Annotated in this window: 24 protein-coding genes and 1 tRNA gene; 10 read left to right on the forward strand and 15 right to left on the reverse strand. The window is 66.9% G+C overall.

What is annotated here, in order from left to right:
* Positions 1–497 precede the first annotated feature (497 nt).
* Genes ACWGJP_RS15425 through ACWGJP_RS15440 form a run of 4 tightly spaced genes read right to left on the reverse strand, consistent with a single transcriptional unit; the run spans position 498 to position 5,314 of the window.
* Positions 498–1,265, reverse strand: coding sequence for a TatD family hydrolase (locus ACWGJP_RS15425; protein WP_452330683.1), 768 nt, complete (start codon positions 1,263–1,265; stop codon positions 498–500).
* Positions 1,265–2,563: a hypothetical protein gene (locus ACWGJP_RS15430; RefSeq protein WP_452330684.1), complete on the reverse strand. Its 1,299-nt coding sequence runs from the start codon at positions 2,561–2,563 to the stop codon at positions 1,265–1,267. The genes ACWGJP_RS15425 and ACWGJP_RS15430 overlap by 1 nt, the downstream gene beginning before the upstream one ends.
* Positions 2,560–3,399: a hypothetical protein gene (locus tag ACWGJP_RS15435; protein WP_452330685.1), complete on the reverse strand. Its 840-nt coding sequence runs from the start codon at positions 3,397–3,399 to the stop codon at positions 2,560–2,562. Before ACWGJP_RS15435 ends, ACWGJP_RS15430 begins: the two co-directional genes overlap by 4 nt.
* Positions 3,389–5,314 carry a KAP family P-loop NTPase fold protein gene (locus ACWGJP_RS15440; RefSeq protein ID WP_452330686.1) on the reverse strand — a complete coding sequence of 642 codons (1,926 nt, stop codon included), beginning with the start codon at positions 5,312–5,314 and terminating at the stop codon, positions 3,389–3,391. The genes ACWGJP_RS15435 and ACWGJP_RS15440 overlap by 11 nt, the downstream gene beginning before the upstream one ends.
* A gap of 318 nt (positions 5,315–5,632) precedes the next feature.
* On the opposite strand from ACWGJP_RS15440, the gene ACWGJP_RS15445 reads away from it, so the two are divergent.
* A complete protein-coding gene (locus tag ACWGJP_RS15445) occupies positions 5,633–5,923 on the forward strand; it encodes a hypothetical protein (RefSeq protein ID WP_452330687.1) in 291 nt (96 codons plus the stop codon).
* 417 nt (positions 5,924–6,340) lie between these two features.
* Positions 6,341–7,207 (forward strand): hypothetical protein, encoded by an 867-nt coding sequence (locus tag ACWGJP_RS15450; RefSeq protein ID WP_452330688.1) that lies wholly within the window; start codon positions 6,341–6,343, stop codon positions 7,205–7,207.
* Positions 7,208–7,362: 155 nt separating this feature from the next.
* On the opposite strand, the gene ACWGJP_RS15455 is transcribed toward ACWGJP_RS15450, so the two are convergent.
* Positions 7,363–9,603: a KAP family P-loop NTPase fold protein gene (locus ACWGJP_RS15455; protein WP_452330689.1), complete on the reverse strand. Its 2,241-nt coding sequence runs from the start codon at positions 9,601–9,603 to the stop codon at positions 7,363–7,365.
* Positions 9,604–9,735: 132 nt separating this feature from the next.
* On the opposite strand from ACWGJP_RS15455, the gene ACWGJP_RS15460 reads away from it, so the two are divergent.
* Positions 9,736–9,897 (forward strand): hypothetical protein, encoded by a 162-nt coding sequence (locus ACWGJP_RS15460; RefSeq protein ID WP_452330690.1) that lies wholly within the window; start codon positions 9,736–9,738, stop codon positions 9,895–9,897.
* 576 nt (positions 9,898–10,473) lie between these two features.
* Here the strand turns inward: ACWGJP_RS15460 and ACWGJP_RS15465 are convergent.
* The 7 genes from ACWGJP_RS15465 to ACWGJP_RS15495 all read right to left on the reverse strand — a co-directional run bounded on the left by ACWGJP_RS15465 (position 10,474) and on the right by ACWGJP_RS15495 (position 15,088).
* On the reverse strand, positions 10,474–10,698 hold the full coding sequence (locus ACWGJP_RS15465; protein ID WP_452330691.1) for a hypothetical protein: 225 nt from the start codon (positions 10,696–10,698) through the stop codon (positions 10,474–10,476).
* A gap of 555 nt (positions 10,699–11,253) precedes the next feature.
* On the reverse strand, positions 11,254–11,628 hold the full coding sequence (locus ACWGJP_RS15470) for a hypothetical protein (protein WP_452330692.1): 375 nt from the start codon (positions 11,626–11,628) through the stop codon (positions 11,254–11,256).
* A 102-nt stretch (positions 11,629–11,730) separates the two neighbouring features.
* Positions 11,731–11,802: transfer RNA gene (locus tag ACWGJP_RS15475), tRNA-Arg, on the reverse strand.
* A gap of 13 nt (positions 11,803–11,815) precedes the next feature.
* The gene (locus ACWGJP_RS15480; RefSeq protein WP_452330693.1) at positions 11,816–12,382 is read right to left on the reverse strand and encodes a cysteine hydrolase family protein; all 567 of its coding nucleotides are present in this window, start codon (positions 12,380–12,382) and stop codon (positions 11,816–11,818) included.
* Positions 12,383–12,504: 122 nt separating this feature from the next.
* Positions 12,505–13,002 carry an HNH endonuclease gene (locus ACWGJP_RS15485; protein ID WP_452330694.1) on the reverse strand — a complete coding sequence of 166 codons (498 nt, stop codon included), beginning with the start codon at positions 13,000–13,002 and terminating at the stop codon, positions 12,505–12,507.
* A gap of 310 nt (positions 13,003–13,312) precedes the next feature.
* Positions 13,313–14,176 (reverse strand): M23 family metallopeptidase, encoded by an 864-nt coding sequence (locus ACWGJP_RS15490; RefSeq protein ID WP_452330695.1) that lies wholly within the window; start codon positions 14,174–14,176, stop codon positions 13,313–13,315.
* Positions 14,177–14,386: 210 nt separating this feature from the next.
* Complete coding sequence (locus tag ACWGJP_RS15495) at positions 14,387–15,088, reverse strand: metal-dependent transcriptional regulator (RefSeq protein WP_452330696.1); 702 nt, start codon at positions 15,086–15,088, stop codon at positions 14,387–14,389.
* Positions 15,089–15,187: 99 nt separating this feature from the next.
* Here ACWGJP_RS15495 and serC point away from each other — a divergent pair, with 99 nt between their 5' ends.
* Positions 15,188–16,300, forward strand: a complete 1,113-nt coding sequence (gene serC, locus ACWGJP_RS15500) for a phosphoserine transaminase (protein ID WP_452330697.1) — start codon at positions 15,188–15,190, stop codon at positions 16,298–16,300.
* Positions 16,301–16,369: 69 nt separating this feature from the next.
* On the opposite strand, the gene ACWGJP_RS15505 is transcribed toward serC, so the two are convergent.
* A complete protein-coding gene (locus ACWGJP_RS15505) occupies positions 16,370–17,008 on the reverse strand; it encodes a DUF3027 domain-containing protein (protein WP_452330698.1) in 639 nt (212 codons plus the stop codon).
* The gene (locus ACWGJP_RS15510; protein ID WP_452330851.1) at positions 16,992–17,372 is read right to left on the reverse strand and encodes a cold-shock protein; all 381 of its coding nucleotides are present in this window, start codon (positions 17,370–17,372) and stop codon (positions 16,992–16,994) included. The genes ACWGJP_RS15505 and ACWGJP_RS15510 overlap by 17 nt, the downstream gene beginning before the upstream one ends.
* 96 nt (positions 17,373–17,468) lie before the next feature.
* Here ACWGJP_RS15510 and ACWGJP_RS15515 point away from each other — a divergent pair, with 96 nt between their 5' ends.
* Genes ACWGJP_RS15515 through ACWGJP_RS15525 form a run of 3 tightly spaced genes read left to right on the forward strand, consistent with a single transcriptional unit; the run spans position 17,469 to position 21,086 of the window.
* Positions 17,469–17,744, forward strand: coding sequence for a multidrug ABC transporter ATPase (locus ACWGJP_RS15515; protein ID WP_452330699.1), 276 nt, complete (start codon positions 17,469–17,471; stop codon positions 17,742–17,744).
* A gap of 1 nt (position 17,745) precedes the next feature.
* Positions 17,746–19,431 carry a helicase-associated domain-containing protein gene (locus tag ACWGJP_RS15520; RefSeq protein WP_452330700.1) on the forward strand — a complete coding sequence of 562 codons (1,686 nt, stop codon included), beginning with the start codon at positions 17,746–17,748 and terminating at the stop codon, positions 19,429–19,431.
* Positions 19,432–19,442: 11 nt separating this feature from the next.
* Positions 19,443–21,086 carry a DNA repair helicase XPB gene (locus tag ACWGJP_RS15525; RefSeq protein ID WP_452330701.1) on the forward strand — a complete coding sequence of 548 codons (1,644 nt, stop codon included), beginning with the start codon at positions 19,443–19,445 and terminating at the stop codon, positions 21,084–21,086.
* Here ACWGJP_RS15525 and ACWGJP_RS15530 read toward each other — a convergent pair.
* Positions 21,055–22,068 (reverse strand): CPBP family intramembrane glutamic endopeptidase, encoded by a 1,014-nt coding sequence (locus ACWGJP_RS15530; RefSeq protein WP_452330702.1) that lies wholly within the window; start codon positions 22,066–22,068, stop codon positions 21,055–21,057. The genes ACWGJP_RS15525 and ACWGJP_RS15530 overlap by 32 nt on opposite strands.
* Before the next feature lie 131 nt (positions 22,069–22,199).
* Here ACWGJP_RS15530 and ACWGJP_RS15535 point away from each other — a divergent pair, with 131 nt between their 5' ends.
* The 3 genes from ACWGJP_RS15535 (at position 22,200) to ACWGJP_RS15545 (ending at position 25,072) form a co-directional block, all read left to right on the forward strand.
* Complete coding sequence (locus ACWGJP_RS15535) at positions 22,200–22,895, forward strand: response regulator transcription factor (RefSeq protein WP_452330703.1); 696 nt, start codon at positions 22,200–22,202, stop codon at positions 22,893–22,895.
* Positions 22,896–22,935: 40 nt separating this feature from the next.
* A complete protein-coding gene (locus ACWGJP_RS15540) occupies positions 22,936–24,639 on the forward strand; it encodes a sensor histidine kinase (protein ID WP_452330704.1) in 1,704 nt (567 codons plus the stop codon).
* A gap of 145 nt (positions 24,640–24,784) precedes the next feature.
* The gene (locus tag ACWGJP_RS15545; protein ID WP_452330705.1) at positions 24,785–25,072 is read left to right on the forward strand and encodes a WXG100 family type VII secretion target; all 288 of its coding nucleotides are present in this window, start codon (positions 24,785–24,787) and stop codon (positions 25,070–25,072) included.
* Positions 25,073–25,137 lie beyond the last annotated feature (65 nt).

The raw sequence follows: 25,137 nt of genomic DNA on the forward strand, positions 1-25,137 counted from the left end.
TTTTCCACCCACGACTGCGGCCCTACGTACACCACGCCCCACCCGCCGCCGACCGACATGCCGACGAGCACCCCCCCCCCCCCCCCCCCCCGGATCAGCGACAGAAGAACTTCGATTCATGGCCGGATCGTAGCCCGACGGGGGTCGCGGTGCAGGGCAATAGGCGGCTGGAGATCACCTCGCGCCCGGTTGTTCTTCGGAGCGTGCCGGTCCGCTCCGGCCTCCCGTGCGCCGCACGCAAAGGGGATCCTCAACCGGGCGCTGCACGGTGAAAGCGTGGTGGGGAGTGTGTCATCGATCGCCATCGCACACTGACCGCGGTCACATAGGTCACGACGATCTGGAGCGATGCGGCCGGCCTCGTTTCGATCTGCGAGACCGTGTCCTGGCACACGCCCGATACGCGCGAGAACGCCGTTCGAGTCGAACCGATGACAGACCTTACTCATCTACCAACACTCGGCACCAGGTGTGACGCGCTGCTCGGCCGGTCGCCCTTAAACCGTCGAGATCATTCGCCGGACAGGTGCAGGCAGAAGAGGCGCGACGCCCGTCGCGAGGACGAGTTCGTTGAAGGTGCGCCACACGCGAAGCCGCATCTCCGTAGGGGACACCTCGTAGACACGCGCCAGCTCGTTCTCGACGTCGAGCACCGCCCCAGGTTGGCGCAGTGCTGGCGCAGAGCGGTCACCGGATGGATGGTCAGTCTCAGTCAGGATTCGATCACGCGGGATGGGTGCGATGTCTGCCGTGTGCTTCATTCCGGCAGCGTTGACGGAGAACAAACACCCGAGCTCAACGGCCCGTGCAGTCTGCGCCGGTGTCCCCCGCCACCAGTGCAGCACCGCACCTTGGATGGGCGTCTCCTCGAGGAGGTCGAGGACGCGGTCACACGCGTTACTGCTGTGGATGGAGGTGATCCTCGGCGAGACCGTGAGCACGGTGAGGATCGCACGGAATGTGGCCTCTTGGGCCTCGATCGGCACTTTCGATCGGCGGTCGAGGCCAACCTCGCTCACGAATGCGGTCGTGCGCAGAAGGGAAGCGAATCGATCCTGATGGAACTCATTCTGGGCCGCCAGTACACCCGGGTGGCAGCCGACGCCCCAGATGGTCACGGCGTCCCGTCGACGCTGCGTGGACTCGAATTCTTTGAGTGATCGCGTGGCTGCGAACACGACGGCGCCAAGCCGTTCCAGATCCCGTGCCGGGATCGTCGGGCTGATGTGTGCGTGGAGGTCGAGCGGGGGGAGGGCAGGTGGCATCAGACAACGCCCCGCAGCTCGTCGACGCCCTCTGCGCACAGAGCGAAAGCGTCCTGCGCGCCGTAGCCCGCGGGCAGCGACATCGCCATCACATCGCGGGGGCGTACGCCGCGATGAACGAAGTCGCGCACTGGCTCGACGATGCTCTTGCCGCGCACGAACCCATCGAACCTGCCCGTGGTGTCGTCCGCGAGATAAGTCGTGGCATCCGGGATACCTGAGGCGTTGAACGCGGAGCGTCGCACGAGGCAGCCGAAACAGACCCCGCATGAGGCGCCAGCGGGCGCGCCGCTGTATCGCCCGTCAGTGTGCGAGCACGAGTTGGTTGCGCTCAGGTAGCGTGAGGCCGCGTCCATACCGATCGCCGAGGCGACGCGGCGGAACATCTCGCCCTTGGTGATCGTCTCGAACGGGTTCTCCAGGGCACCGTGTCCTCCGACTGCCGTTGCCAGAGTACTGAGGTCGCGGAGGAATCGCGGGTGGGTGGTGTGGGTGGACAGACTCCCGCGGCGGTCCGGACCGAGCGGCGGATTGAGAGACGCGAAGCCGTTCTCAGGGATCCAGAGAGTCGACTCTGCCCGCTCGGCGACGGCGAGCCCGAGCGCGAGGAAGAGGAAGGATCGTGACCGGGTCGATGTCTCGCCGCGGAAATCGGTGCCATCGAGGCGGCGGCCGCCGCGGTTCAGGTGGAACTGGTGATGGGCCAGAGTCCGATCGGGCGCGAGCTCGCCGATCGCGGTCACGAGGTCGCGTTGGACGGGTGAGAGTGCGGTGAAGCTGAAGTGCGACACCAGCGCCTGTGAGCCACCCTTGCCGAGATCAAGAGCGGAGAGCAGCGCGCCAACCGCGGAGTCGGCGCCGCCGCTGAGCAGGACAGTTCGTCCGTGATGCTGTCCCTCAACCGCGAGCGGTGGGAAGGCTGCCGCGGGTGCCTGCGTGAAGGTGAAGGTCCAGTGATCGCCGGTGAGGAAGCCGATCAGTCGGGACAGGTCGTCGGCGTGAGATGTCCAGCTGTCGGTATCAGCTACGTCGACGGTGAGATCGAAGTCTCGCGCGTTCCAGTCCGCACCGCCCCTGCGTCGCAGGATCGATCGGTCCGAAGCGAGTACGGCGAGGGCGATGCGCACGAGGTCCACGTTGGCAGGGTTGACCGCCCCGAGCTCGTGGAGGAAGGGGCCGGTCGATCCGGTGAAGGTGGTGCGGCCCGCGCCGGTCCAAAGGAAGACCTCGTCGTACGTGCCGCTGTCGAGGGCATCGGTAGCGGCGCTCTCGGAGAGAGTGAGAATGAGGCGGCTCATGAGGTCACCCCAAAGATGGTGCCAATGTCACGGATGCCGGTCTCGATCGCGGTTGCCATCTCCTGCTCGGTGGCGCCCGTCGCAGTCAGGTTCGCCTGCGCCGCGTACTCTGCCGCGACGTCACGGATCTGTTGTTCAACCCCCTGCCGCTCGGCGAACGACGCACCCTTGTCATAAAGGGAGGCGGCGATCTCAGTGAGCGCGGTCTCGGCGATGGTGGTCTCGATGGTCTTGCGGACGACGTCCTCCGGGGTCGGTGCACGATCCGCGGGGTGTTCGAGAATCCAGGAGACAACCTCGGCGACGATGTCGCGCTCCTCAGCGTCGGCGAGGGTGCTGTCGGATTTGGCGTCGAACGCGGCCTCCACGATTCGGATGCCGATCGCGACTGGGTCGAGCGAGCGCAGCTCATCGTAGTTGAGACCGGCCTGCGCGAGCGCGGCCCGGTTGCCGACCGAATACGCGAGGGCGAGGCTTCCGGCGCGGCCCGCAGCTCTTGAGATGCGGCTCACTGAACGGGTCACGCCGCCAGATGAGCGGCCGCCACCGCCACCAGCTCCTCCCCCACCTCCACCGCCACCGGGGCCGTCGCTGCGCCCGCCACGGGATCGGAAGAGGAGTCGAACGGCGGGTCCAAGGTCGATCTTGGGTCCGCCTCCGGCCGGGCCTCCCGCGGGATTGGATGGTGCGCCGGTATCGACACCGTCGCCGCTCCCACCGCTACCGTCCGCGCCGCCGAACCCGTCGCCGTCGCCGTCGAGCCAGCCGGCGATGTTGTCGCGCAGATCCTTGGCATCGCTCCCGCCGCTGCCGCCGAAAGAGCCGCTAGTTCCCATTGCGTGTCCCCCATTCCTTCTCAACGACGGTGATCGCGTTGAGAGTCTGCTCGTTCGTCACCCCGGGCCTCCATGCCTCGAGCACGGGCGCGAAAGCGTCCGCATCGAGCGGGCGGAGCTTGACTACCGTGGCCGTGTCAACATCAACGCCACGGATGCCACGAAGAGCCGCGACCACGTCCGAGGTCAGCGACGGCTGGGTGGCTGCGAGACGTAAGAGGCTCTCCACAGAGAACTTCTGGATGGAAGGCTGGTCGCGAGTGCGGCGTCCAAGGAAACCGACGAGCGTGCGCGCATCGGCCTCGGGAAGCGTGCGGAGTGCCTCATCAGTGACGCCGGAACGGTCGAGCTTGAGCGACGAGGTCAGCGCGGACGCGAGGTCACGGAGTCGTTCCGGGAGACCGGTGTCAATGACCTCGATCTTCGCGAACGATGCGGCGAGGTAGAGGTAGCCGGAGATCACGGTCGCGTCGAGGACGGGTGGGAGCTTCGCCCAGCGGCGCAGGGTATCGCTGAACCCGTCGTCGGGAGCCGAGGACGGCTTGACCTCCTCGACGGCGACGACAGCCCGCCGCGCCTTTGTCGGGGCCTTCCCGTCTTTGGTGTTCGGAACGGACTCGTCACCGTCGCCAGCCGGTTCGGTCTCGGGAGTCGTGGCCGGGCCGTTCGCGGCGAGATCGAGTGCCTCCAGCTTGTCGCGGAGCTGATTCGTGGCCAGCCAGTCCAGCACTAGCTCGAAGTCGTCGGTCAGGATCCGCTCGAGCACCATGAGCTTCGCGACAGCGTCAGGCTGGAGATCGAAGCCGCGGCGGCGCGCAATGCTCTGACGGACGTTGAGGTCGTTGAGGAACCGCTTGATGCGACGCGGGTTGCCGTGGAACTTCTCATACAGGATCGGGGTCAACCGTGACGCCGTGACCAGGTGCTCCACCAGGGGACTACCCTCGGGGACGACAACGGCGTCGAGGTTCGGCGCGGTCAGGCGCAGCGTGTCGCACTGGACGATAAGCCCCTCGTAGTCCGCATCTTCCAGTCCCGCCTTGGCGAGAAGCAGGAAGAGATAGGCCTCCGTGTCGAACCGGCTCAGGGCGGGCACCGGAATGGTCGTCTGGACGATCTTGTGCAAGTAGAGCGTGGCCGGTGACTCCTCATCCCGTGCACCGTCGGTGGTGCGAAACTTCTGCTGAATCGCCTCCGCCACCCGCTCCTCGTCCGCGGCGATCACGAACGACATGCCTCGCGCCGACAGGAACAGCCTGATCGCCTCGAGGGTCTCAACAACGGTGTCGGGAAGACAGCGGTCCAGGTCGTCGACGAGTACCACGACGCGAGAGATGTGTTGCAGGGCGGGGTCCGCAAGGAGCTCCTGGAACTGCTCGCGGAACTCCGCCATGCCCTTCTCGCCGCCGAGGCTCTCGGGGTCATCACTGACCAAGCCGAAGACGTCGTCGATGTCGGGAATCTGCAGCGTGATCGCGGTGCGGGCAGCCATCTTGATCGCCTTGGTCCAGTTGACCTTGCGGGCAAGCTTCTTCAGCGTGTCGATGGCTGTCTTCGCGGCCGGATCGGTCGCCTTGAACTCAGCGCTCAGTGCGGCCAGCACCTCCGCGATGAGGCTCTCCTTGGGACCCACTGACGGGTCGTATCGCCAGGGCTGAGTGGAGACGACAAGCACCTTGCCGTCTCCACCGGTAGATCGCGCGTTGATCTCGGAGACGACGAGTTCGAGAACGCTGGTCTTGCCGCTCCCCCACGCACCTGACAGACCGATCGCGATCGGATCCAGGTCGTCGTCGAAGATCGCATCAGCTACCGTCTCAGCAACCGCGCGAAACGCGAGGAGGTCCCTCTCGGCCGGTTCGTCGGACCACAGCGGGAATGTGTGCGTGTCTGGTGATGTAGTTGTCGTCCCCATTTGGGCCTGATTATGACAGCACCATGCGACACGTCAAGCGCGACAAGCCGGCTGGGAAGCTCAGCGCGAGCAGCAATTGCAATGTTGGGCGCTGCAGGGGCGACCTGGACGGGTGGAGCCGATCGGAGGACACCGATCGTCCTCAACCCGTGCGCTGGGTCTTAGCCGCGAGATGCGAAGTAGACGTTCAGGCGACGTTCGCGCCGAATCCCGTGCGCCATCTATTGCGTCTTGTTGCGCGTGGAGAACAATACTGGGCGAGCAATCCGCAGGCAGGCCGGCGCCGGGCCACTCGCTGGACACCATAGCCTTGACCCCATGGAGTTGGGGGACGAAGAGTTCAAGCGATCCGCCGAGTTCATGGACAAGGAACGCGAAAAGCTGCGGCGCGTTGAGGGGCGACGGCTACTACGTGAAGCGCGCGCGGACGTCACCGCGATCGAGAGCCTGGTCGAAACGCGAACGCCAGCGATCGACGAATCGCCTGGCGCTCGGTGGATGATAGCGCCATATGAGAACGAATCGACTCCGTTCGAGATCGTATCCACGAACGTCTCGAACCCCTGGAAAGTACTGCCAGAGCTGCCTCTCGTCGTACGCATCTCGTAGTCGGTGACGACGAATCCCTGCGGACAGGGCAGTGTTTCGCGCGCAACACGCAAAGTCGTCACACCGGCGGCGAAGGGGAACCGCTCGTCGAGCTGGATGATGTCGTTCGCGCCATGCGATCATTGAATCAGTCAGGACGGCGAAGCGGCTGAACCTGGTGCCGCGACTGTTTCACTCGATCCGCATGCGGGCGCACGACGCAAGCGGATCCCCGATCTGGCGGTGAACGGAAGCGGCACGCCCGTCGCGCCTTCGTGCCCTGATCGGTGCGCAGTGAGTATGGGCATCGCCGTCACCGGAGCCGACTGCATTCAGGCAAGTACGCACGGTGAGTCACCGCCACGGGGCACGAGCCCGATCCCACTGGCGCACCGAGGCGCGACGGTGGGCGTGCGTGCGATCGATAGGCTTCGGCCTATGTCGCGAATCATGGGTCACTGGGACAGGGCTGAGTCGCAGGAGCAGATTGATGAGGCCACGGCTGTGCTGTTGCAGCTGCGAGCGCATCTGAAGGAGCTTGACGCCCCCGCGCCGCCTATGCCCGGTTCGATGCTTGCAACGGAGGACGCGTTGACGTCCCGAGAGCCACTGAGCACTCTCGTGCGCGGCATGCGCAACCGCGCGTTGGACGGACTCGACATGTTCATGGACGCCACGGTGCACGAGGAACGTGAACTGATGTGGGCGCGGCCCATCGCGCCCTATGCGTTGTTGCGCATGTCAGTCGAGGCGCTGGGAGTCGGCAGGTGGCTTGTGCTCCACTCCCATAAGAACGAGCGCGTTATGCGAGCGCTGCGGCTGAGTCTCGACCATGCGCAAGATGCTCATGAGTTCGCAAGTCTGATGGCAGAACCCAGCGACAGAGAAGCGCTTCTGAAGCGACATCGTGACGTCGTCGCGCGACTTCACCAACTCAAGGATTCGGTCGGCGCGTTGCGTCAGCGTTCCCTTACTGGCCTCCCGAGTTACACCGACATTCAGCGAGCCGTGTCCCCACCCGTTCCGCCCGGGGCATCGCACGAAGTGAACAGTCCCTTTTTCGTTTGGAAGTTGTGCTCGGGCATACTTCACGGCAACAGCAGCGTGATGCGGGCAGTATCCGACATTGAACAGCTTAGCGAGTGGGAGGGTGGCATGGCCGAATTCCGAATGACACCGAAATGGGGTCTACTAAGCGGCGCGCTCTTCACTTGTATGCGCGAGCTACGCACACTCGATGAGCGCACGACCTTCCTGGGGACCCATGACTACGCGGAGCGACCGATCACCGCAACGTCTACGTGAACATCCCTATCCGTGCGTGGCCACGTGTGTGGGTCCTCACCATGCGGGTTCGACGCGAGTGCGTGGCGCACACGGATCCCTGTGCGTGCAATGCCCGCTGAGCGGACCGGTTCGTCCAAGCCGGGTCGGATGCCACCTGCTCAGTCAGCAGCCCGTCAATCCTCTTGCGCGTCTTGTGAGGATAAGCGCCCCTCCACGAGGCTCTGAACTACGGTTCGAACGTAGTCTCGCCGCGAGCTGCGTGTCGCTGGAGTCCGAGGCTCAACGAGTTCATCTGATCCGAGAGGGGCCAGCTTTCCGCAATCTGCGATTAGAGCCTCGACGCCAATCAGGTCCTCCACAACGGAAAGGTCCAGTTCGGAGATCGACCACTCCTCGGTGCCGATGGGTGCTGTGCAGGTAACGAGCCGTGCAGCGGCATCAAGCCGGCTCCACCTACCCGACTCGAACTGTGAAGTAAGCCAACGCTGTGCTCCTGGCAGATCGATTGATCGCCAGTCCCACAGGCCGGACCAGATGTCGGATGCAATGTCGAAAACGTTCGCGTCTTGATGCGCGTCGAACGCGGCGACGATCATCTCCCCGTATCTTGCCAAACCAGCGGGATAAGCCTCCTGGCGAGCCTCAATGTCTTCGGCTGAGCCGTAGAACTGGTGCGAGCGAGCTTGCCCCGTGAGGAGCGCGACGAGCCGAAGCCCCGACGGTAGCGTGGCGATCTTCTCAACTGCCTCGACGATCACTTCAGACTTCGGCTCCAGTCGAAGATACAAGCGGACGCAGATCCCCTCCATCTGCCGCCGAGGACCAAACAGATCTTGGCCAACGGGAACCTGGTCGACTCGTGCTGCCAGGAAGCGCAGGAGCGCGAAGGCGTCCCCACCCTTTGGGTCTTCGTCGAAGCGCGCCTCAAGCTTGGCAACGGCTAGCCTCGTGTTCGTGCGAAGAGCGGTGCGCAACGGCTCTGCGATCTCGGCCTCAGGGTGCTCGATGATGCTGCGATATGCCTCACCGAGGATCGCATCCGAAATATCCTCGGACGGGACCCCGAGGGCGAAGTAACGGTCGAAATAGTCCGGGCTAGCAATCCTCTTGACTCCGGGACTTCCACCCGGGAAATGCTGCTCGCGGTTATATATCGCGCTGAAGCGAGGAAAAAGCTTGCCGGTGACGCCCGCCACCGCTGAGGAAGCGCCCGGGGCGAGCTCTGCGCGTTCAAGAATGTCCCTCCACCGATCTGAGAAGTCTTGCGGCTTCGAGCGGCTTGCGAGGAAGACGGAGCTGAGTGAGCCCGACGTCCCTGTCAGCGTGGACTTCTCGCTTGGTAGGGCGGCCAAGAGCTTCGGGGCCACCACCTTGAGCCAGGAGAATAATAGAAAGTCGACGGCGTCGACCTCATCCGCGACGGCGGGGTACAGCGCTTCGACTTGAGTGATGTATCGCTTGATGGCGCGCGGAGTTCGCATCTGGCCTTGCATGTAGCTCTGCCAGGTGATGGCAAACTCGTTCGTCTGCCGCTGGTCCATCTGCAAGCCGACGGATCGGATCATCTGGTCGAGGGCGACATCGGTCAACCCATCAATCTGAGCACCCCGAAGCGGTGGGACATCGAGTCTAAGCTGAACCATTTTCTCAAGGTAGGAACCCGCGCGGTGCGGCTCGTCGATCCCGACGAGACCGGTTCGGCTCAGCACATCCAGCAGCGTCTCTTCGTCATACGCAATCAGGTAGTGGACGAACGGAAGTCTGCCAATGAGTCGGATGAGCTTGAATACGAGGAGAAGTTCGTCGGGTGATAGACGGTCGAGATCGTCAAGGACGATCAGGACGGGCTCTGACCGCTCCGATAGCAGGTTCGACAGTGCCGAGTGCTGCCGTTCTACCGATCTGTTTGGACCGACTAGCTCAGAAGCCGCGCGCAGGACGGTGGACATGTCGACACCGACGAGGCTGCCCGCGACTCCAAGCGGGGCAATGGTATTCCCGAACGATTGCAAGGCCCTGCGGACGGTCTTGGACCTCTTCTTCGCCGGCGGGGCAATGGCATCGAAAAGCGCACTGAGGAAACCCCACTGGAGCGACGGTAGATCCTGGAAGAACCATGGGTTGAACTCGACTACTTCCCACGACGCGTTCGCACCTGGGAGTGATGCTTGAGCCGCGTCCGGCTCGCGGTCGGGCAACGCATGCGAAAGACCTGAGGTGGCCATCCGAATGAGGCTCGTCTTTCCTGAACCCCAGGGGCCTACCAGTGCGATTACGGTTGAGGCGGGCAACCTCGCTGTGGACCTGATCGCATCCGCCACCAGCTCTGCGAACGCCGTCCGACCCAGCAGATCCGGTTCACTTGCTGATCCGTCAATCGGGTCGTCAGAGATACCGCTCGAACTAGTGATCATCCCAACAGTGTTGTCGCTGAACTCGACGGCGACCGCAGATACGGCACCCGGCGTGTCTCCTTGACTGATCACTGCGCCACGCGCGACACGCCCTGCGGCGTTTCCGAATGCTCGAGCGATAGGGTTCACGGCATGGACAATCAGGCGGACGAATTCTATTCGAACTTCGGCGAAGCCGCTGCGCCGGGCGAAACTCGCCCGAATCCGTCGACGACCTTGACTGCGTCTGTTGAAACGATTGACAACGATCGCGCCGCGTCGTCCATCATCGGCGGCGGGATGCCGACCGATTGACTCGGGCAGTCATCATCGGTGAGCCCGCGGACCCACACGTGGCCGCGGTCACAGATCGTATGAGGGCGCAACCGCTTGTCGTAGATGCGCAGTCGCTTCGCGACCGCCCGTTCGTGATGGACGGCGAAGCGATCACAGTCCATGGTAGAGACCAGACCTACAACTTGGGCCGGGGTACTCCGGCCCGGGGTTGGGTTCGGCGCATCGTCCCTGATTCTTGACTTCGTTCAGTGCCGACTGATTCGCTCGCGGCCGCGGAGGCATCAGCTTGGATGACCCTGTTGGCGGCGACGCTCCAGCTCCCCGACACGGCCTGGTTGTCATCGATTGGGTAACGCGCGCCGAGAACAAGCTCGTGCAGTCGGATGTCGCCGCTCGGGTTGGCATCCGAACCCCGCGGACAGTCGTCACCAACGACGCCGCATTGGTCCCAAGAACCTTTGGGGATGAAGTGGTCGTGAAGCCGCTCGGGGTGGGCCATTTCGTGGAGCGAGGTAGGCCGCACACGGTACATGCGACCGGCGCAAGCGCACGTCAGCTGAAGACCCGAGACCTAGCGGTTGCGCCATTCCTGATTCACCGGACAAGCTCCTCGATCGCACCGGGCACCCGATCCTGATGCGGTGCGACGAAGTCGGCGACGCGAGGACCCGCTTCGCCCCTCCCGATCCAGACCTGCTCCGTGCGGAATCGCCCCACATCCTCAGGCGGGAAGCCCGGCTGATGGAGCATCAACGCTTTGTCCATCGCCAGGATCGAGTCCTCGCTGATGTCATCGGCGAGGAGCAGCGCGGCCTCCATGGCGCGAACATTCCCGACGACCGTGAGCGCGTTCGCCTTGTCGCCCTCGTCGATCTCCGCGAGGGCAAGCTGCGTGGCCGACGTCGTGTGAGCTGCTCGATCTGCGAGCTCGACGCCGACTCCGTGCGCAGCAGGATCGCGGTCATCGGGCCCAACGCGGGGTTGCCGGTACCGAGCGTCCGCTGCGCGTGGTGATCGAACTCGACCAGCTGACGCGTCGCGTCCTCGACGTCCGCCGAATCCTCACTCGAGATGGCAGGAGTCCACGCGGCTATGGCCGGCGTCACCGCGGCATACGCACCGGTCTGACGTTCCACTTCGGCGCGCGAGTGGATCTGGGGTGCGCGCGGCGCCTCGTCGAAGGTCTCGTAAGCCACCGCATCGATGGCGATGGGGCTGCTGGCAGGTGTAGCCATGGAGAATATGTTCCCAACACTTGTAGCGATAGATGTTGGTAACCGTCCTCCCTGCCAACACGTAGCCGGTACCATCGACCGGTTCCGCGTCCTCCCGTTCCTCGGTTTCCGCAGCGTCCAACGAGACCGTAGAGCCAACTTACGCGCGGTTCCACTCCGGTAGCGGGTATTCGCTGAGTGGAGGCGGCGTCGCCAGCACCGCGACCAGCGCCCCCAGCACGAGGGCAGCTGACAATCCGACCACGATCCACGCTGTGACGCGCCGCGCGTGCGTCGGCCGTTCGCCGCGCAGCCCGACTAATGCCGCGGCAACCAGAAGCGCCAGCCACACCACGAGCGCGACGACGCCCATCCCGATGCCGATCGACCGCTCACCGTCGTCCGAATCGGAGTACTCGATGACGGTGAGCCCGGGGCCCGCCAAGGTGAGGCCGGAGACGCCGAACATGACAATGCCGAACAGCCCGACAAGCATCGCTGCAACGGCAAGGAAGACACTGCCGACGATCCGCACGCCCCCATCCTTACAGATGGCAGCGCTTGGGCCACAGAGAAGCGCGGCCTCACGACATCGCGCGAAGCAAGACGGCACCTGTCCAGCACCTGAAACACACGGTGCCCCTGGAGGGACTCGAACCCCCAACCGTTTCCTTAGGACGGAACTGCTCTTCCATTGAGCTACAGAGGCTGGCTCTGACAGTCTACCCAGCCGCGAGCGCCTCCTCGGTCGTCACCACGCGGGCGAAGCCGCCCTCCTGCAGCACGAGCGCCGTAGACGCCATGAGGTCCGCTGCAGAACGGGTCACTCGACCGACGCCGGCGATGTCGGCATCCAGATCGAACGTCCGCGTCGCATCGAGCACGACGGTGGTCTCGAAACCGAGATTGCCCGCCATCCGCGCCGTCGTCTCGACGCACATGTTCGTCTGGATGCCGCAGATCGCGACCTCCTCGATCGACTGGGCGCGAAGCCACTCCCCCACGTCCGGCGTCCCGTAGAACGCCGAGTTCACCTGCTTCGTGACGAACAACGCAGGCTCGACCGCGGCGACGGCATCCACCAGCGCATTGCCAGGGTTCGCGGGATGCAGCGGCGAACCCTTGCTTCGGGAGTCATGCCGCACCACGACGATCGGCTCCCCGGCATCCTGCCAGGCAGCGACGAGCCGCGCGACGTTCTCCTCGCACGCGGGGTTGGCCGTCGGGCCCCAGAAGTCGAGGTCGTCGAAACCTCGCTGCATGTCGATCACGATAAGAGCACGGGTCATGAGGCCATTCTCCTCTGGGTGCGACGCGGCAAACGAAACCTGCGGGCGGGGCGCGCTTCGACAGGCTCAGCGGGCGGGAAGCGAGCAGGGACGAGGCACACCTCAGCGAGCGGGAAGACCGATCACGCGGCCAGAGCCAGGTACGGCTCCCAGCGCGGATCCGTGCGCTCGGTGCCGCGCACGGTCCACGCCGTGCCGTGCGGCGGACGCGGGCTGAACCGCAGTTCCCAGCCCATCTCCTGCGGCGTCTTGTCGCTCTTGATGTTGTTGCACCGCAGGCAGCAGGCGACGAGGTTCTCCCAGGAGTCTGCACCGCCGCGCGAACGGGGCAGCACATGGTCGATCGTGGACGCGGACTTCCCGCAGTAGCCGCAACGGTGGTCGTCGCGACGCAGCACGCCTCGCCGCGTCACCGGAACCCTCCGCGACGACGGCACCCTGACGTAGCGGCTGAGGATGATCACCGCCGGCCGGTCGAACGAGCCGCGGGCCGCCCAGACCGGGTCGCCCTCCACGTGCTCGATCACGCTCGCCTTCTCGTTCATCACGAGCACGAGCGCTCTCTTGAAGGACACCACCGCGAGCGGCTCGTATCCGGCGTTCAGGACCAGTGTGCGCATCTTCATCCTCTCGATACGCCGGGACGGCTTCCCGGCACTCTCGACTCACCCGTCGCCGGGTGGGAGGATCACTGCTCGCAGGGACGAAAAAAGGCGCTGTCTAAAGACAGCGCCTTTCGCGCACGGTCGCACCGTGGCATCCCTGCGGGCAATGCCGAAGCACCAGAAGGCCGAGCGCATCCATGGTTCGGATGCCCGGTATTCGGTCCATCAGCGACTCCCGCCTGTGCGACAACGGGATCAGGCTAACCCATCAGCCTGGATGTGCGCGAAACAGCGGGTGAACGACGAGGGGTGTGTCGGTTCCGGATCAGCCGGCGTTGGCCTTCAGCCAGGCGATCGGCTCGACGAGGCTGTCGTTGATCCGGACCTCGAAGTGCAGGTGCGCGCCGTAGGAGCGACCGGTGTTGCCGACGAGCCCGATCATCTGGCCTGCCTCGACCGTCTGGCCGGCCGAGACGAGCCGCGAGCCATAGATCATGTGGCCGTAGAGCGTGGACACGCGCTGGCCGCCGACGACGTGGTCGATGACGACGCCGACGCCGTAGCCGTAGTAGCTCTCGCTCGAGATGCGGACGACACCGGATGCCGCGGCATAGATCGGCGTCCCCGAGGGAGCGACCATGTCGGCGCCGTTGTGCGAACCGCTCAGCGTGCGCGAGACGTAGTAGGAGCCCTGCGGCACCGGGTAGCGGACCGCACCGGAACCGGGTGAGACGAGCGCGTACTTGCTGGTGTCGAAGTTGGCGGCGGTGGAGGAACCTGCGGATGCCGCAGCGGCTGCGGCACGCGCCTTCGCGGCCTCCTCGGCCTTCTTCTTCTCGATCTCCTCGGGCGTGGTCGCGCTGTACGTCCCGCGGTCCATCGGAGCGGACGTCGCCTCGGAGGCGACCACGAGGGACTGCGCGTCCTCCACGGCGAGCTGCTGCAGGGTGGTCGCATCGGACGTAGGAGTCGTCGCGGCGTACGCCGGAAGCGCGACAGCCGCGACGAGAGCGCCGACGGCGCCGAAGATCGCGATGGAGCGCACGGGCTTCGCCACCGAGCCCTTGGGACCGCGACGGGAGCCTCGTGCGAACGGGCTGCGCTTTTCGGTTGCGGTCGTGGGCTTCTCGATGTCTGCGGCCAAAAGGTGGTCCTCCTGCGCCCGCGCGCTCGGGTAGCGCTGACTCATCCCCAGTCCGCGCTTCGGAGCACCTGCATTGCTCGGGTCGGTGTCCGCCTGCGCAGAAGACGAGTCGTTTGGGCGATATTCGTCGGTGCCGGCAGCGGGGCTTATGCGCTGACGACCTGTCCGAGGCTACCGGAAGATAACGATTCTGTCACCCTGCGAACCTGGCAATCGCCCGAAGGCGCCGTTGCGCCTCGCGATCGGATGCTCGGCTCAGCGCTGCTCGGCGACGAGGAAGATGTGCGACGCCAGCTCGACGGGAAGCTCGAGACTCTGCTCGTTGCCGTCCATCTCGATGAGGACGTAGCCCTCGTTGTAGCGGTACGAGCCTCGCGCGCCGGGGACGACACCGGCATCACGGAGCTGCTCGAGGAGCTCCGGATCGACCTGCGCGGGCTCGGCAAGCCTGCGGACAGTGCCCTCCGCAGGGCCGCCTGCCGCATCCAGGTGCTGGACGAGACCGATCACGCCCTCGTCGAACGTGCGCGCCGGCACATCACCGAGCTGGTCCAGACCCGGGATCGGGTTTCCGTACGGCGACTCGGTCGGATGCCCGAGCAGCTCGACGAGGCGGCGCTCGACCTGCTCGCTCATCACGTGCTCCCAGCGGCAGGCCTCTTCATGGACGAAGGCCCAGTCCAACCCGATGACGTCGGAGAGGAGGCGCTCGGCGAGACGGTGCTTGCGCATCACATCGACGGCCTTGCGGCGACCGGCATCCGTCAGCTCGAGCCGGCGGTCTTCGGAGACCACCACGAGGCCGTCGCGCTCCATCCGCCCCACCGTCTGCGACACGGTCGGCCCGGAGTGCCCGAGGCGCTCGGAGATGCGCGCGCGCAGCGGCACGATGTTCTCCTCCTCGAGCTCGAGGATGGTGCGGAGATACATCTCCGTGGTGTCGATCAGATCGGTCATGAGCCCTCCGAAGGTTCTTAGGCAAGCCTACATTCTCGCGCGGACATGAGCGTCGTTACGCGGCGAAACAGCGACCGCGTCCGGTCCTAGAATCGATGCATGGCGATCGAGATTCCGCGTGACCTCCTGCCCGTAGACGGCCGTTTCGGCTGCGGCCCCTCGAAGGTGCGCCCCGCGCAGCTCGAAGCGCTGATCGCGTCGGGAGCGTCTCTGCTCGGCACGTCTCATCGCCAGGCTCCGGTGAAGAACCTCGTCGGCAGCGTCCGCGAGCAGCTCGCCGCCCTCCTGCGCATCCCCGAGGGCTACGAGATCATCACCGGCAATGGCGGCTCGACGGCGTTCTGGGATGCCGCAGCCTTCGGCCTGATCGAGAACCGCAGCCAGAACCTCGTCTTCGGCGAGTTCGGCGGGAAGTTCGCCTCGGCCGCCGCCGCCCCGTGGCTGCAGGCCCCCGACGTCCGCAAGGCCGAGCCGGGCAGCCGCATCGCCGCCGAGATCGTCGACGGCATCGACGTCTACGCCTGGCCGCACAATGAGACCTCGACCGGCGTCACCGCCCCGGTCGAGCGGGTGAGTGCCGATGGCGCCCTGACCGTGATCGACGCCACGAGCGCCGCCGGCGGCATCGACTTCGACGTCACTCAGGCCGACGTCTACTACTTCGCACCGCAGAAGAACCTCGGGTCCGACGGCGGGCTCTGGTTCGCCGCTGTCTCGCCCGCCGCCATCGAGCGGATCGAGCGGATCGCGGCATCCGGTCGCTACATCCCCGAGTTCCTCAGCCTTAAGAACGCCGTCGACAACTCGCGCCTGAACCAGACGCTGAACACTCCGGCCCTCACCACGCTGCACCTGCTGAACAGCCAGCTGGAATGGATCAACACCAACGGCGGCCTCGCCTGGGCCGGAGCCCGCACGGCCGAATCCTCGCAGGCGCTGTACGACTGGGCCGAGGCCTCCTCGGTCGCGACGCCGTTCGTCTCCGATCCTTCGCACCGCTCCCCCGTCGTCGTCACCATCGACTTCGACGAGACCGTCGACGCCGCCGCGATCGCGAAGACGCTCCGCGCCAACGGGATCGTCGACACCGAACCGTACCGCAAGCTCGGCCGCAACCAGCTGCGCATCGCGACCTTCGTCTCCATCGAGCCGGACGACGTCCGCCGTCTCATCGGCTCGATCGACTACGTGCTCGAGCACTCCGAGGCCTGACCCAGGAATACGCAGAGGCTCGGCTCTCCTCAGGGGAGCCGGGCCTCTTCGTATTCGCCTTCGGCGCGTCTACTCTTCCTCGTCCTCGGATGCGGGGACGACGTCGTCGTCCTGCTCCGACTCGGATGCGTCGTCCTCGTCCTCGTCATCGTCGATGACGGAGTCCTCCTCGACCGAGTCGTCGAGCTCGTCGATGTCGACGCCGTCGAGGTCACCCGCGTGCAGGCGCGGAGAGACGTCGTCATCGTCATCGTCGTCGTCGTCGAACTCGTCGTCCAGATCGCCGGCCTCGAGGTCGTCCTCGTCGTCAGCATCCTCGTCGTCGGCGGAGTCCTCAGCCTCGTCATCCGCGGCGGCCGCCTGCGCAGCCGCCTGCTCCGCGAGCTCAGCCTGGTGCGCGCGGTACTCGGCAAGACGCTCGGCCCACGGCACCCAGTCGGGGGCGAGCAGGGCGCCATCGCCCGGCAGGAGCTCGACCTCGAGCACGGTCGGCTCCTCGTCGTCCACGCGGGCGACCGTGACCGTCCAGTACCAGCCCGGGTATCCGGGAAGGCGGTTCTCGAACCGCAGCGACAGCGAGCCGTCCTCCTCCGCGAGATACCCCGCGGCGGGACCGACCGTCGACGCGGGCGTGATCTCGTGGAGCGCTGCGAGCGCGAGATCACGCGCGCCGAGCAGGCGCTCGTCGGGTTCAGGCGTCGAGGTCATCGGCCACCTTGCGCAGGACGGCCGCGATCTTGCGACCGTGGCTCGAGGAGGGATAGCGGCCACGGCGGAGGTCGCCGCCGATACCGTCGAGAAGCTTCACGAGGTCCTCGATGATGATCGCCATGTCGTCGGCGGGCTTCCGCTTCGACTTGGCGAGGCTGACCGGCGCCTCGAGCACCCGGACCGACAGCGCCTGAAGGCCGCGCTTGCCATCGGCGACGCCGAACTCGACGCGGCTGCCGGCCTTCACCGCCGCCCCCTGAGGCAGGGCGGAGGCGTGCAGGAAGACGTCCTGGCCGTCATCGCTGGCGATGAAGCCGAACCCCTTCTCGTCGTCGTAGAACCTGACCTTGCCGGTGGGCATGGAGAACCTCACTGAATGATGCTGTCGATGTGCGGGCACACCGAAGGCATGCCTTCCCACAAGCCTACCCGTCCCCGAGGCACTAGGCTGAGACGGATGAGCACGCAGAACTCCGAACCGGACGTCCCCGTCCGACCGGTGGATCGGATCCTCGCCTACACGGCGCTGACGCTCGCGGCGCTGTCCGTGATCTGCTTCTTCGCGATCATCATCGCCACGGCGGTCGGCGTGCAGCACGCCGACTTCGCCTCGCCGCCGTGGCCGCTCGTCGCGGCCGTGCCGCAATGGGGCCTGCCGATAGCTTTCGTCCTCATCATCACTCTGCTCATCATGAGCTTCGTGCGGAAGGGACGCGCAGCGAAGCGCTCCTGAGATGAGTACGCACGCCCGCCCGCTCGCCGTGTGGCTGGCCGCTGCCGAGAACGAGCAGCTGGAGCGGCTCTTCGCGGGACGCCGCGTGCGACCGGATGCACCATGGCACGACTTCTTCGATGCCGCCGAGGCGCTGCTCGATCCGGCATCCATCGACCGCGCCCTGCAGAGCGTCGACGATGCGGAGGCCCGAGCGCTGATCTCCGGATCCGCCGCGGGGCAGGCCCGGCTGATCGCACTCGGGCTCGTCGGCGCCGACGGGACTCCGCCGCCGCCGGTCGCCGCCCTCCTCGCCGAACGGACGGCTCCCGTGGAGGCGGATGACGCACCGGCGCCACCCGCGACGCACGCCGCGTCTGCGTACGCCGCGGAGCGCGCCTTCACGAACGTCGCCGCCATCGCGGACCTCCTGCTCGCCACGCGCGAATCGCCGCTGCCCCTCATCGCCGGCGGCACGCTCGGCGCGTCGGAGCGCCGCCGCATCGCGGAGACCGGCATCCCCGCCGAGGACATCTCGCCGCTGCTCGCCCTGGCGAGCGCCGCACGCCTGGTCCGCCCCTACGAGCGAGCGCTTCGACTGACGCGCTCCGGGGATGCCTGGCTGCGCCTGAGCGCCGCCGAGCGGTGGGCAGCGCTGGCCACCGCGTTCCGCGACGCGCTCCCCGGCAGCCTCCGGACGCCGGAGGGCGGATGGCTGCCGATGCCGACCTGGCAGGCGAAGCATCCCTGGGATCCCTCATGGCCGGAGCGCAGCGTCGAGCTGCTGCACCAGGCAGCTCTGCTCGGCCTCGTCATCGACGACGGCTCCGAGCCGGAATGGGCGGCGGCGCTGCGCCGCGGGGGTGCCGCAGACCCGGCCTCGCTCGCGACGATGCTCCCCGCGGAGGTCGATCAGGTTTTCCTGCAGAACGACCTCTCGGCCATCTCCCCCGGCCCGCTCCGACCCAGCCTCGATGTGCGGCTGCGCACCATGGCGGTGCGCGAGTCCGCCGCCCAGGCCTCTTCCTACCGCTTCACCGCCGAGTCGCTGACGCGGGCGCTGGGCGAGGGCGAGACGGGCGAGTCGCTCACGGAGTTCCTCGGGCGGCTCTCCATCACCGGCATCCCGCAGCCCCTGCAGTACCTGATCACGCAGACGGCGTCGAGGCACGGCCTGGTCCGCATCTCCACCACCGGGGACGGGCTCACCACGATCGGCAGCACGGATCGCACGATGATCGACGCGATCGCCGTCGATCAGGCTCTCAGACCCCTCGGCCTGCACGCCGAGGGCGAGGGCCTCGTCACCAGGGTCGGCGCGGAGACCGTGTACTGGGCGCTCACCGACGCCCGCTACCCCGCGACCATGGTCGATGCGGGGGGGCACCCGATCACCGCCGAGCGCGAGCTCATCGACGATGAGCGGGTCGCCCCCTCCACCGGCTATGCGACCCTCATCGCCCGACTCCGCAAACGACAGGGCCCGGATGCCGATGCCGCCTGGCTCGACCGCGAGCTCGACGCCGCCGTCCGACAGCGCGCCGTCGTGCTCATCGAGGTGGCGATGCCGGACGGCAGCACGCGCGAGCTCACGCTCGAGGCCAGCGGACTCGGCGGTGGACGCCTCAGAGGCCGCGATCGAGCGGCGGACGTCGAGCGGACGCTGCCGGTCTCCAGCATCCGATCCGCCCGCATCCTCCCGCAGTAGACTGGTCTGCTATGTCTGATGGCCCCCTCATCGTCCAGAGCGATCGCACCGTGCTCCTCGAGGTCGCACACGCGGATGCCGAGAGCGCCCGCCACGAGCTCGCGATCTTCGCCGAGCTCGAACGCGCTCCCGAGCACATCCACACCTACCGGATCACACGCCTCGGGCTGTGGAACGCCCGCGCCGCGGGGCACACCGCCGAGGACATGCTGCAGACGCTCGACCGCTGGTCGCGGTTCCCCGTGCCGCCGTCGGTCTCGGTGGATCTCACCGAGACCGTGAACCGCTACGGGCGCCTCGTCATCGAACGCGACGAGGAGGGAACGCTGCTGCTGCGCTCCACGGACCCTGCCGTGCTCGCTCAGGTGGCGAACAACAAGCGCATCCAGCCGCTGCTCATCGGACATCCAGCCCCCGACACGTTCGTCGTCGACGCCTGGGCACGCGGACAGATCAAGCAGGAGCTGCTGAAGATCGGCTGGCCCGCCGAGGACCTCGCCGGGTACACGCCGGGCACCCCTCATGAGATCGACCTCGCCGAGGACGGCTGGCAGATCCGCCCCTACCAGCAGGACGCCGTGAACGCGTTCTCGAAGGACGGCTCAGGCGTCGTCGTGCTGCCCTGCGGCGCGGGCAAGACGATCGTCGGCGCAGGAGCCATGGCTGCGACCAAGACGACCACGCTCATCCTCGTCACCAACACCGTCTCGGCCAGGCAGTGGCGCGACGAGCTGCTCAAGCGCACCTCGCTGACCCCGGAGGAGATCGGCGAGTACTCCGGGCAGGCCAAGGAGGTCAAGCCGGTCACGATCGCGACCTACCAGATCCTGACGGCGAAGCGGAAGGGCGAGTACGCCCACCTCGCTCTCCTCGACGCGCTCGACTGGGGGCTCATCGTCTACGACGAGGTCCATCTGCTGCCCGCGCCGGTGTTCAAGCTGACCGCCGATCTCCAGGCCAGGCGCCGCATCGGACTGACGGCCACCCTGGTGCGCGAGGACGGTCGCGAGGGCGACGTGTTCAGCCTGATCGGCCCGAAGCGCTTCGACGCACCGTGGAAGCAGATCGAGGCGCAGGGGTTCATCTCCCCCGCAGTCTGCTACGAGGTGCGCGTGGACCTGCCGCCCTCCGACCGGCTGGAGTACGCGGCGGCGGCCGATGACGAACGGTACCGGCTGGCCGCATCCGCTCCGGCGAAGATCACCGCGGTCAAGGAGCTCATCGCCAAGCACAAGGACGAGCGCATCCTCGTGATCGGCCAGTACCTCGACCAGCTCGACGTGCTCTCCGAATCGCTCGGCGCGCCCCAGATCACCGGTGCGACGCCCGTCGATGAGCGCGAGGAGCTCTATCAGGCCTTCCGCGACGGCGAGATCCCCGTGCTGGTGGTGTCGAAGGTGGCGAACTTCTCGATCGATCTTCCGGAGGCATCCGTCGCGATCCAGGTCTCCGGCTCGTTCGGCTCGCGCCAGGAGGAGGCCCAGCGCCTCGGACGCCTGCTGCGTCCGAAGCAGTCCGGTCATACCGCGAGCTTCTACACGCTCGTGGCGCGCGACACCATCGACCAGGACTTCGCGCAGAACCGGCAGCGCTTCCTCGCCGAGCAGGGCTACAGCTACACGATCATGGATGCGGATGCTCTGACGGCGGCCTGATCGGCTCCGGTGCCGCGACGGGCGCAGGCGGCCCAGCGGGCTGCGGCGGAGCGATCGGCTCCAGCGCCCTGGCGATGCCGCGGCGGCGCGCCCAGCGATCGACGACGAGGGCGAACGCCACCAGGGTGACCGCGGTGAGCAGCACGTCCAGCGGCGTCCCCTCCGAGGCGTTCGCGTCCACGAGCGAGAAGGCGCCGAGGCCGAAGATCAGGGCGTTGTTGACGATGTGCAGCGCGATCGAGGCCTCGAGCCCTCCCGTGCGCCATGCCAGCCAGGCGGCCACGACGGCGAAGACGCCGACGCTCAGCATGCCCCAGACGTCATAGAGGTGCCCGAAGACGAACAGCGGCACGGGCAGGAGGATCGCGAAGGCCGGATGCTTCAGCCACCGGCCGATCAGCTGCATGAGGTAGCCGCGGAACACGTACTCCTCCGCCGCCGCCTGGAACGGGATGAGCAGCACGACGAGGGCGAGCAGGAGCGGGATGCCGGGGTGATCGGCCCGGAACTCGAACCGCTGCCCGGTCAGCGCGGCGACGGCCAACGTGACCGCGAAGTACACGGCGAAGACGGCGAGCGCGAGCAGCGTGGTCCGGCCCAGCCAGCCCCAGCGGATGCGGCCGACGACCGAGGAGAGCAGGCCGACTCCGCGTCCCTCGATCATCCGCGAGGCCAGCAGGAGCGCAGGGATCATCAGGATGAGCGGGAGGACGAGCGCCACGAACAGCCACGGCCGGTCGAGGTCGAAGTACGCCGTCGTGAACAGCAGGTCGTCCAGCGCGGAGAGCACGGCCGGGTTCAGCGCGGCCACCACGCCGAGCGGGACGACGAGCAGGAGGATCATCGCGAAGTACAGCGCGATCCCGACCACGCCGGTGACCAGGCCCCGCCACCAGGCCGGGCGCGGTCGGGCGAAGGAGAGCCGGTGGAACGCGAGGGACTCTGCGGCGGCGGGCGGCTCGGTGAGATCGTGAGTCGTCATCCCTCGATCCTGCCCGACGCGGCTGAGCACGGCATCCGCCTGGGGGATGAGCTTGCCGACGGAGCCCTGTGAAAACGGGCGCTCCGGCAAATGATCAGCCAGGACATCACCGGAGTCACCATAATGGGGGCATGACTGATGCGCGCATCCTGGTCGTCGACGACGAGCCGAACATCCGCGACCTGCTGTCCACGGGGCTGAGCTTCGCCGGCTTCCAGGTCAAGACCGTCGGCAACGGCGCGGCGACGATTTCCGCCGTCCTGGAGGAGGAGCCGGACCTCATCATCCTCGACGTGATGCTGCCCGACATGAACGGCTTCAGCGTCACCAAGCGCCTCCGCGGCGCCGGGTTCACCGCGCCCATCCTCTTCCTCACGGCCAAGGACGACACGCAGGACAAGATCGAGGGGCTCAACGCCGGCGGCGACGACTACGTCACCAAGCCCTTCGCCCTCGACGAGATCGTCGCTCGCGCGCAGGCCATCCTGCGCCGCACGATGCAGGCCGACGAGGAGTCGCTGATCCGCGCCGGCGAGCTGTCCATGGATCAGGACACCCACGACGTCTTCGTCGGCAAGGTGCCGATCGAGCTCAGCCCGACCGAGTTCAAGCTGCTGCGCTACCTCATGCTGAACCCGAACCGCGTGCTGTCCAAGGCGCAGATCCTCGACCACGTCTGGGAGTACGACTTCAACGGGGACGCCGGCATCGTGGAGAGCTACATCTCCTACCTCCGCCGCAAGATCGACCCGCACACCGAGGAGTCGCTGATCCAGACCAAGCGCGGCTTCGGCTACATGCTGAAGGTCGGCGGCAAGGCGGCCTGACCGCCGGCCATCGCCGTACGCCGCCGACGGAAGGGACCGCATGGCGAACAAGCCCGACGCGGTCACCCGATGGTGGCGGCGCATCAGCCTGAGGGCGAAGGTGACGGGTGTCACCGTCGCCGTCCTCGCCCTCGGTCTCCTCGTCGCAGGCATCGGCACGGTGCCCATCCTGCGCACGGCGCTGGCGGGGAACATCAACGCGCAGCTCCCCGCGCTGATGGACAGCAACCTCGCCGATCGCTACTTCTCGGTGACCGTCGACGCCGACGGCGATCTGCTCTTCATCCCTCGAGAGGATGCCGGGCGCAGCGACGCCTTCGTGGCCTTCTACGACACCTCCGGCGCGTTCATCGCGGAGGCGGGAGGCGCGAGCTTGGCAGAGCGGCCGTCGTGGCCGGAGACGTACCCGCTCGCCGAGGCCAAGACCGACGAGGATCGCGACCCGCTTCCCCTGCGCGGAGTGGACGGCGGCGAGTTCTCCGGCGCCGTGAGCATCAAGGAGGGCGCCGAGGGCGTCTACATCCAGCTCGTCGCGCTGTCCCTCGAAGAGGCCGACGGGATCATCGGCACCTACTTCGCGATCTACATCACGGTCGCCCTGTTCACGATCCTCATCGCGGCGCTGCTGATCCGCGGCCTCGTCACCCTCACGTTCCGCCGGCTCAGCCATGTCGAGTCGACCGCGATGCGGATCGCGTCCGGGGACTTCAGTCAGCGCCTCACCGATCTCGAGCCGACCACCGAGGTGGGGCGGCTGAACTTCGCGATCAACACCATGCTCGACAGGGTGGACCGCTCGCTCGCCCAGCGCGACCGCACCGTTCAGCAGATGCGCCGCTTCATCGGGGACGCCAGTCATGAGCTGCGCACTCCCCTGGTGAGCGTCCGAGGCTACGCGGAGCTCTACCGGATGGGCGCGATCCGCGGCGAGGAGGACACCGCGAGGGCGATGGAGCGCATCGAGAAGGAGGCGATCCGGATGGGCGTGCTCGTCGAGGATCTCCTCGCGCTCGCCCGGCTCGACGAGGAGCGAGAGCTGGAGATCACGCCCCTCGATCTGCGCCCCATCGCCAGGGATGCAGCGCTCGACGTGCGCGCTGCCGCGCCGGGCCGGACCGTCACGGTGATCGACACGACGACCGACGCCGCGCCGTCCGCCCCGATCATCCTGGCCCCGGCGGATCCGCCGCGCGCCGCGCAGACCCCGCGCGGGAGGGCAGGCGCCACCTTCGCCCGGTTGCGACGCCGCCCCCGGAGCATCGAGCCGGCGCCCGTGCCGGAGATCGACTTCTCCGAAACGATCGACGCGCCGGTCCGCACACCTCCCCTCGTGCTCGGCGAGGAGAACAAGGTCAGGCAGGTCGTCACGAACCTCCTCGGCAATGCACGACGGTTCTCGGCCGAGGACAGCCCGATCGAGATCATCGTGGGCGCGGATCGCGCAGCCGGCGTCGGCACGATCGCGATCGCCGATCACGGCGAAGGCGTGCCGGAGCAGATTCGCGAGCAGATCTTCCAGCGCTTCTGGCGTGCCGACAACTCACGCGCGCGGGAGACCGGCGGCTCGGGCCTGGGCCTCGCGATCGTGGCATCGATCGTGAAGGCCCTGCACGGCTCGGTCGCCGTGACCGAGACGCCCGGTGGCGGGGCGACCTTCACGGTGTCCTTCCCGCTCGCCCCGGCGAGAGCGGTGCCGGAGCATCTGCTCGAGGACACCCAGCCGATCGAGCCGCTCGACCTCTGAGCCTCCCGGACTGCACGCAGAGGCACGACGAGGAGTTCTCCCCAGGCTCGCACGCCTGCGAGGGAGCGGCCCGCCGACCGCGGATCATGCGCCCTAATCTCTGATCACCGTCGCCGGATGGCGTCGGTGGAGAGAGGAGATCATCATGACCGTCTTCAGCGTCGACACGGATGCCGTGCACGCCACGACCGCCGCAGCGCGAGGAACCGTCGACCGCCTGCAGGCGGAATCCGCCGCCCTCGCGGCGCAACTGGCGCAGCTGCAGAGTTCGTGGACCGGGAGCGCGTCCGCCGCCTTCCAGGCCTGCGGGGAGCAATGGCGCATCGCGCAGCAGCAGGTGGAGCAGGCACTCGCGTCCATCAGCACAGCGCTCGGCACGGCCGCGACCCAGTACGCGGATGCCGATCAGTACTCGGCGAGTCTGTTCCGCTGACGCCGGCGGGGAACGAGGAAGGACCCCGAGCCATGCGGCTCGGGGTCCTTCCTTCAGGCTGTCTG

Source organism: Microbacterium sp. NPDC055903, from assembly GCF_053615555.1.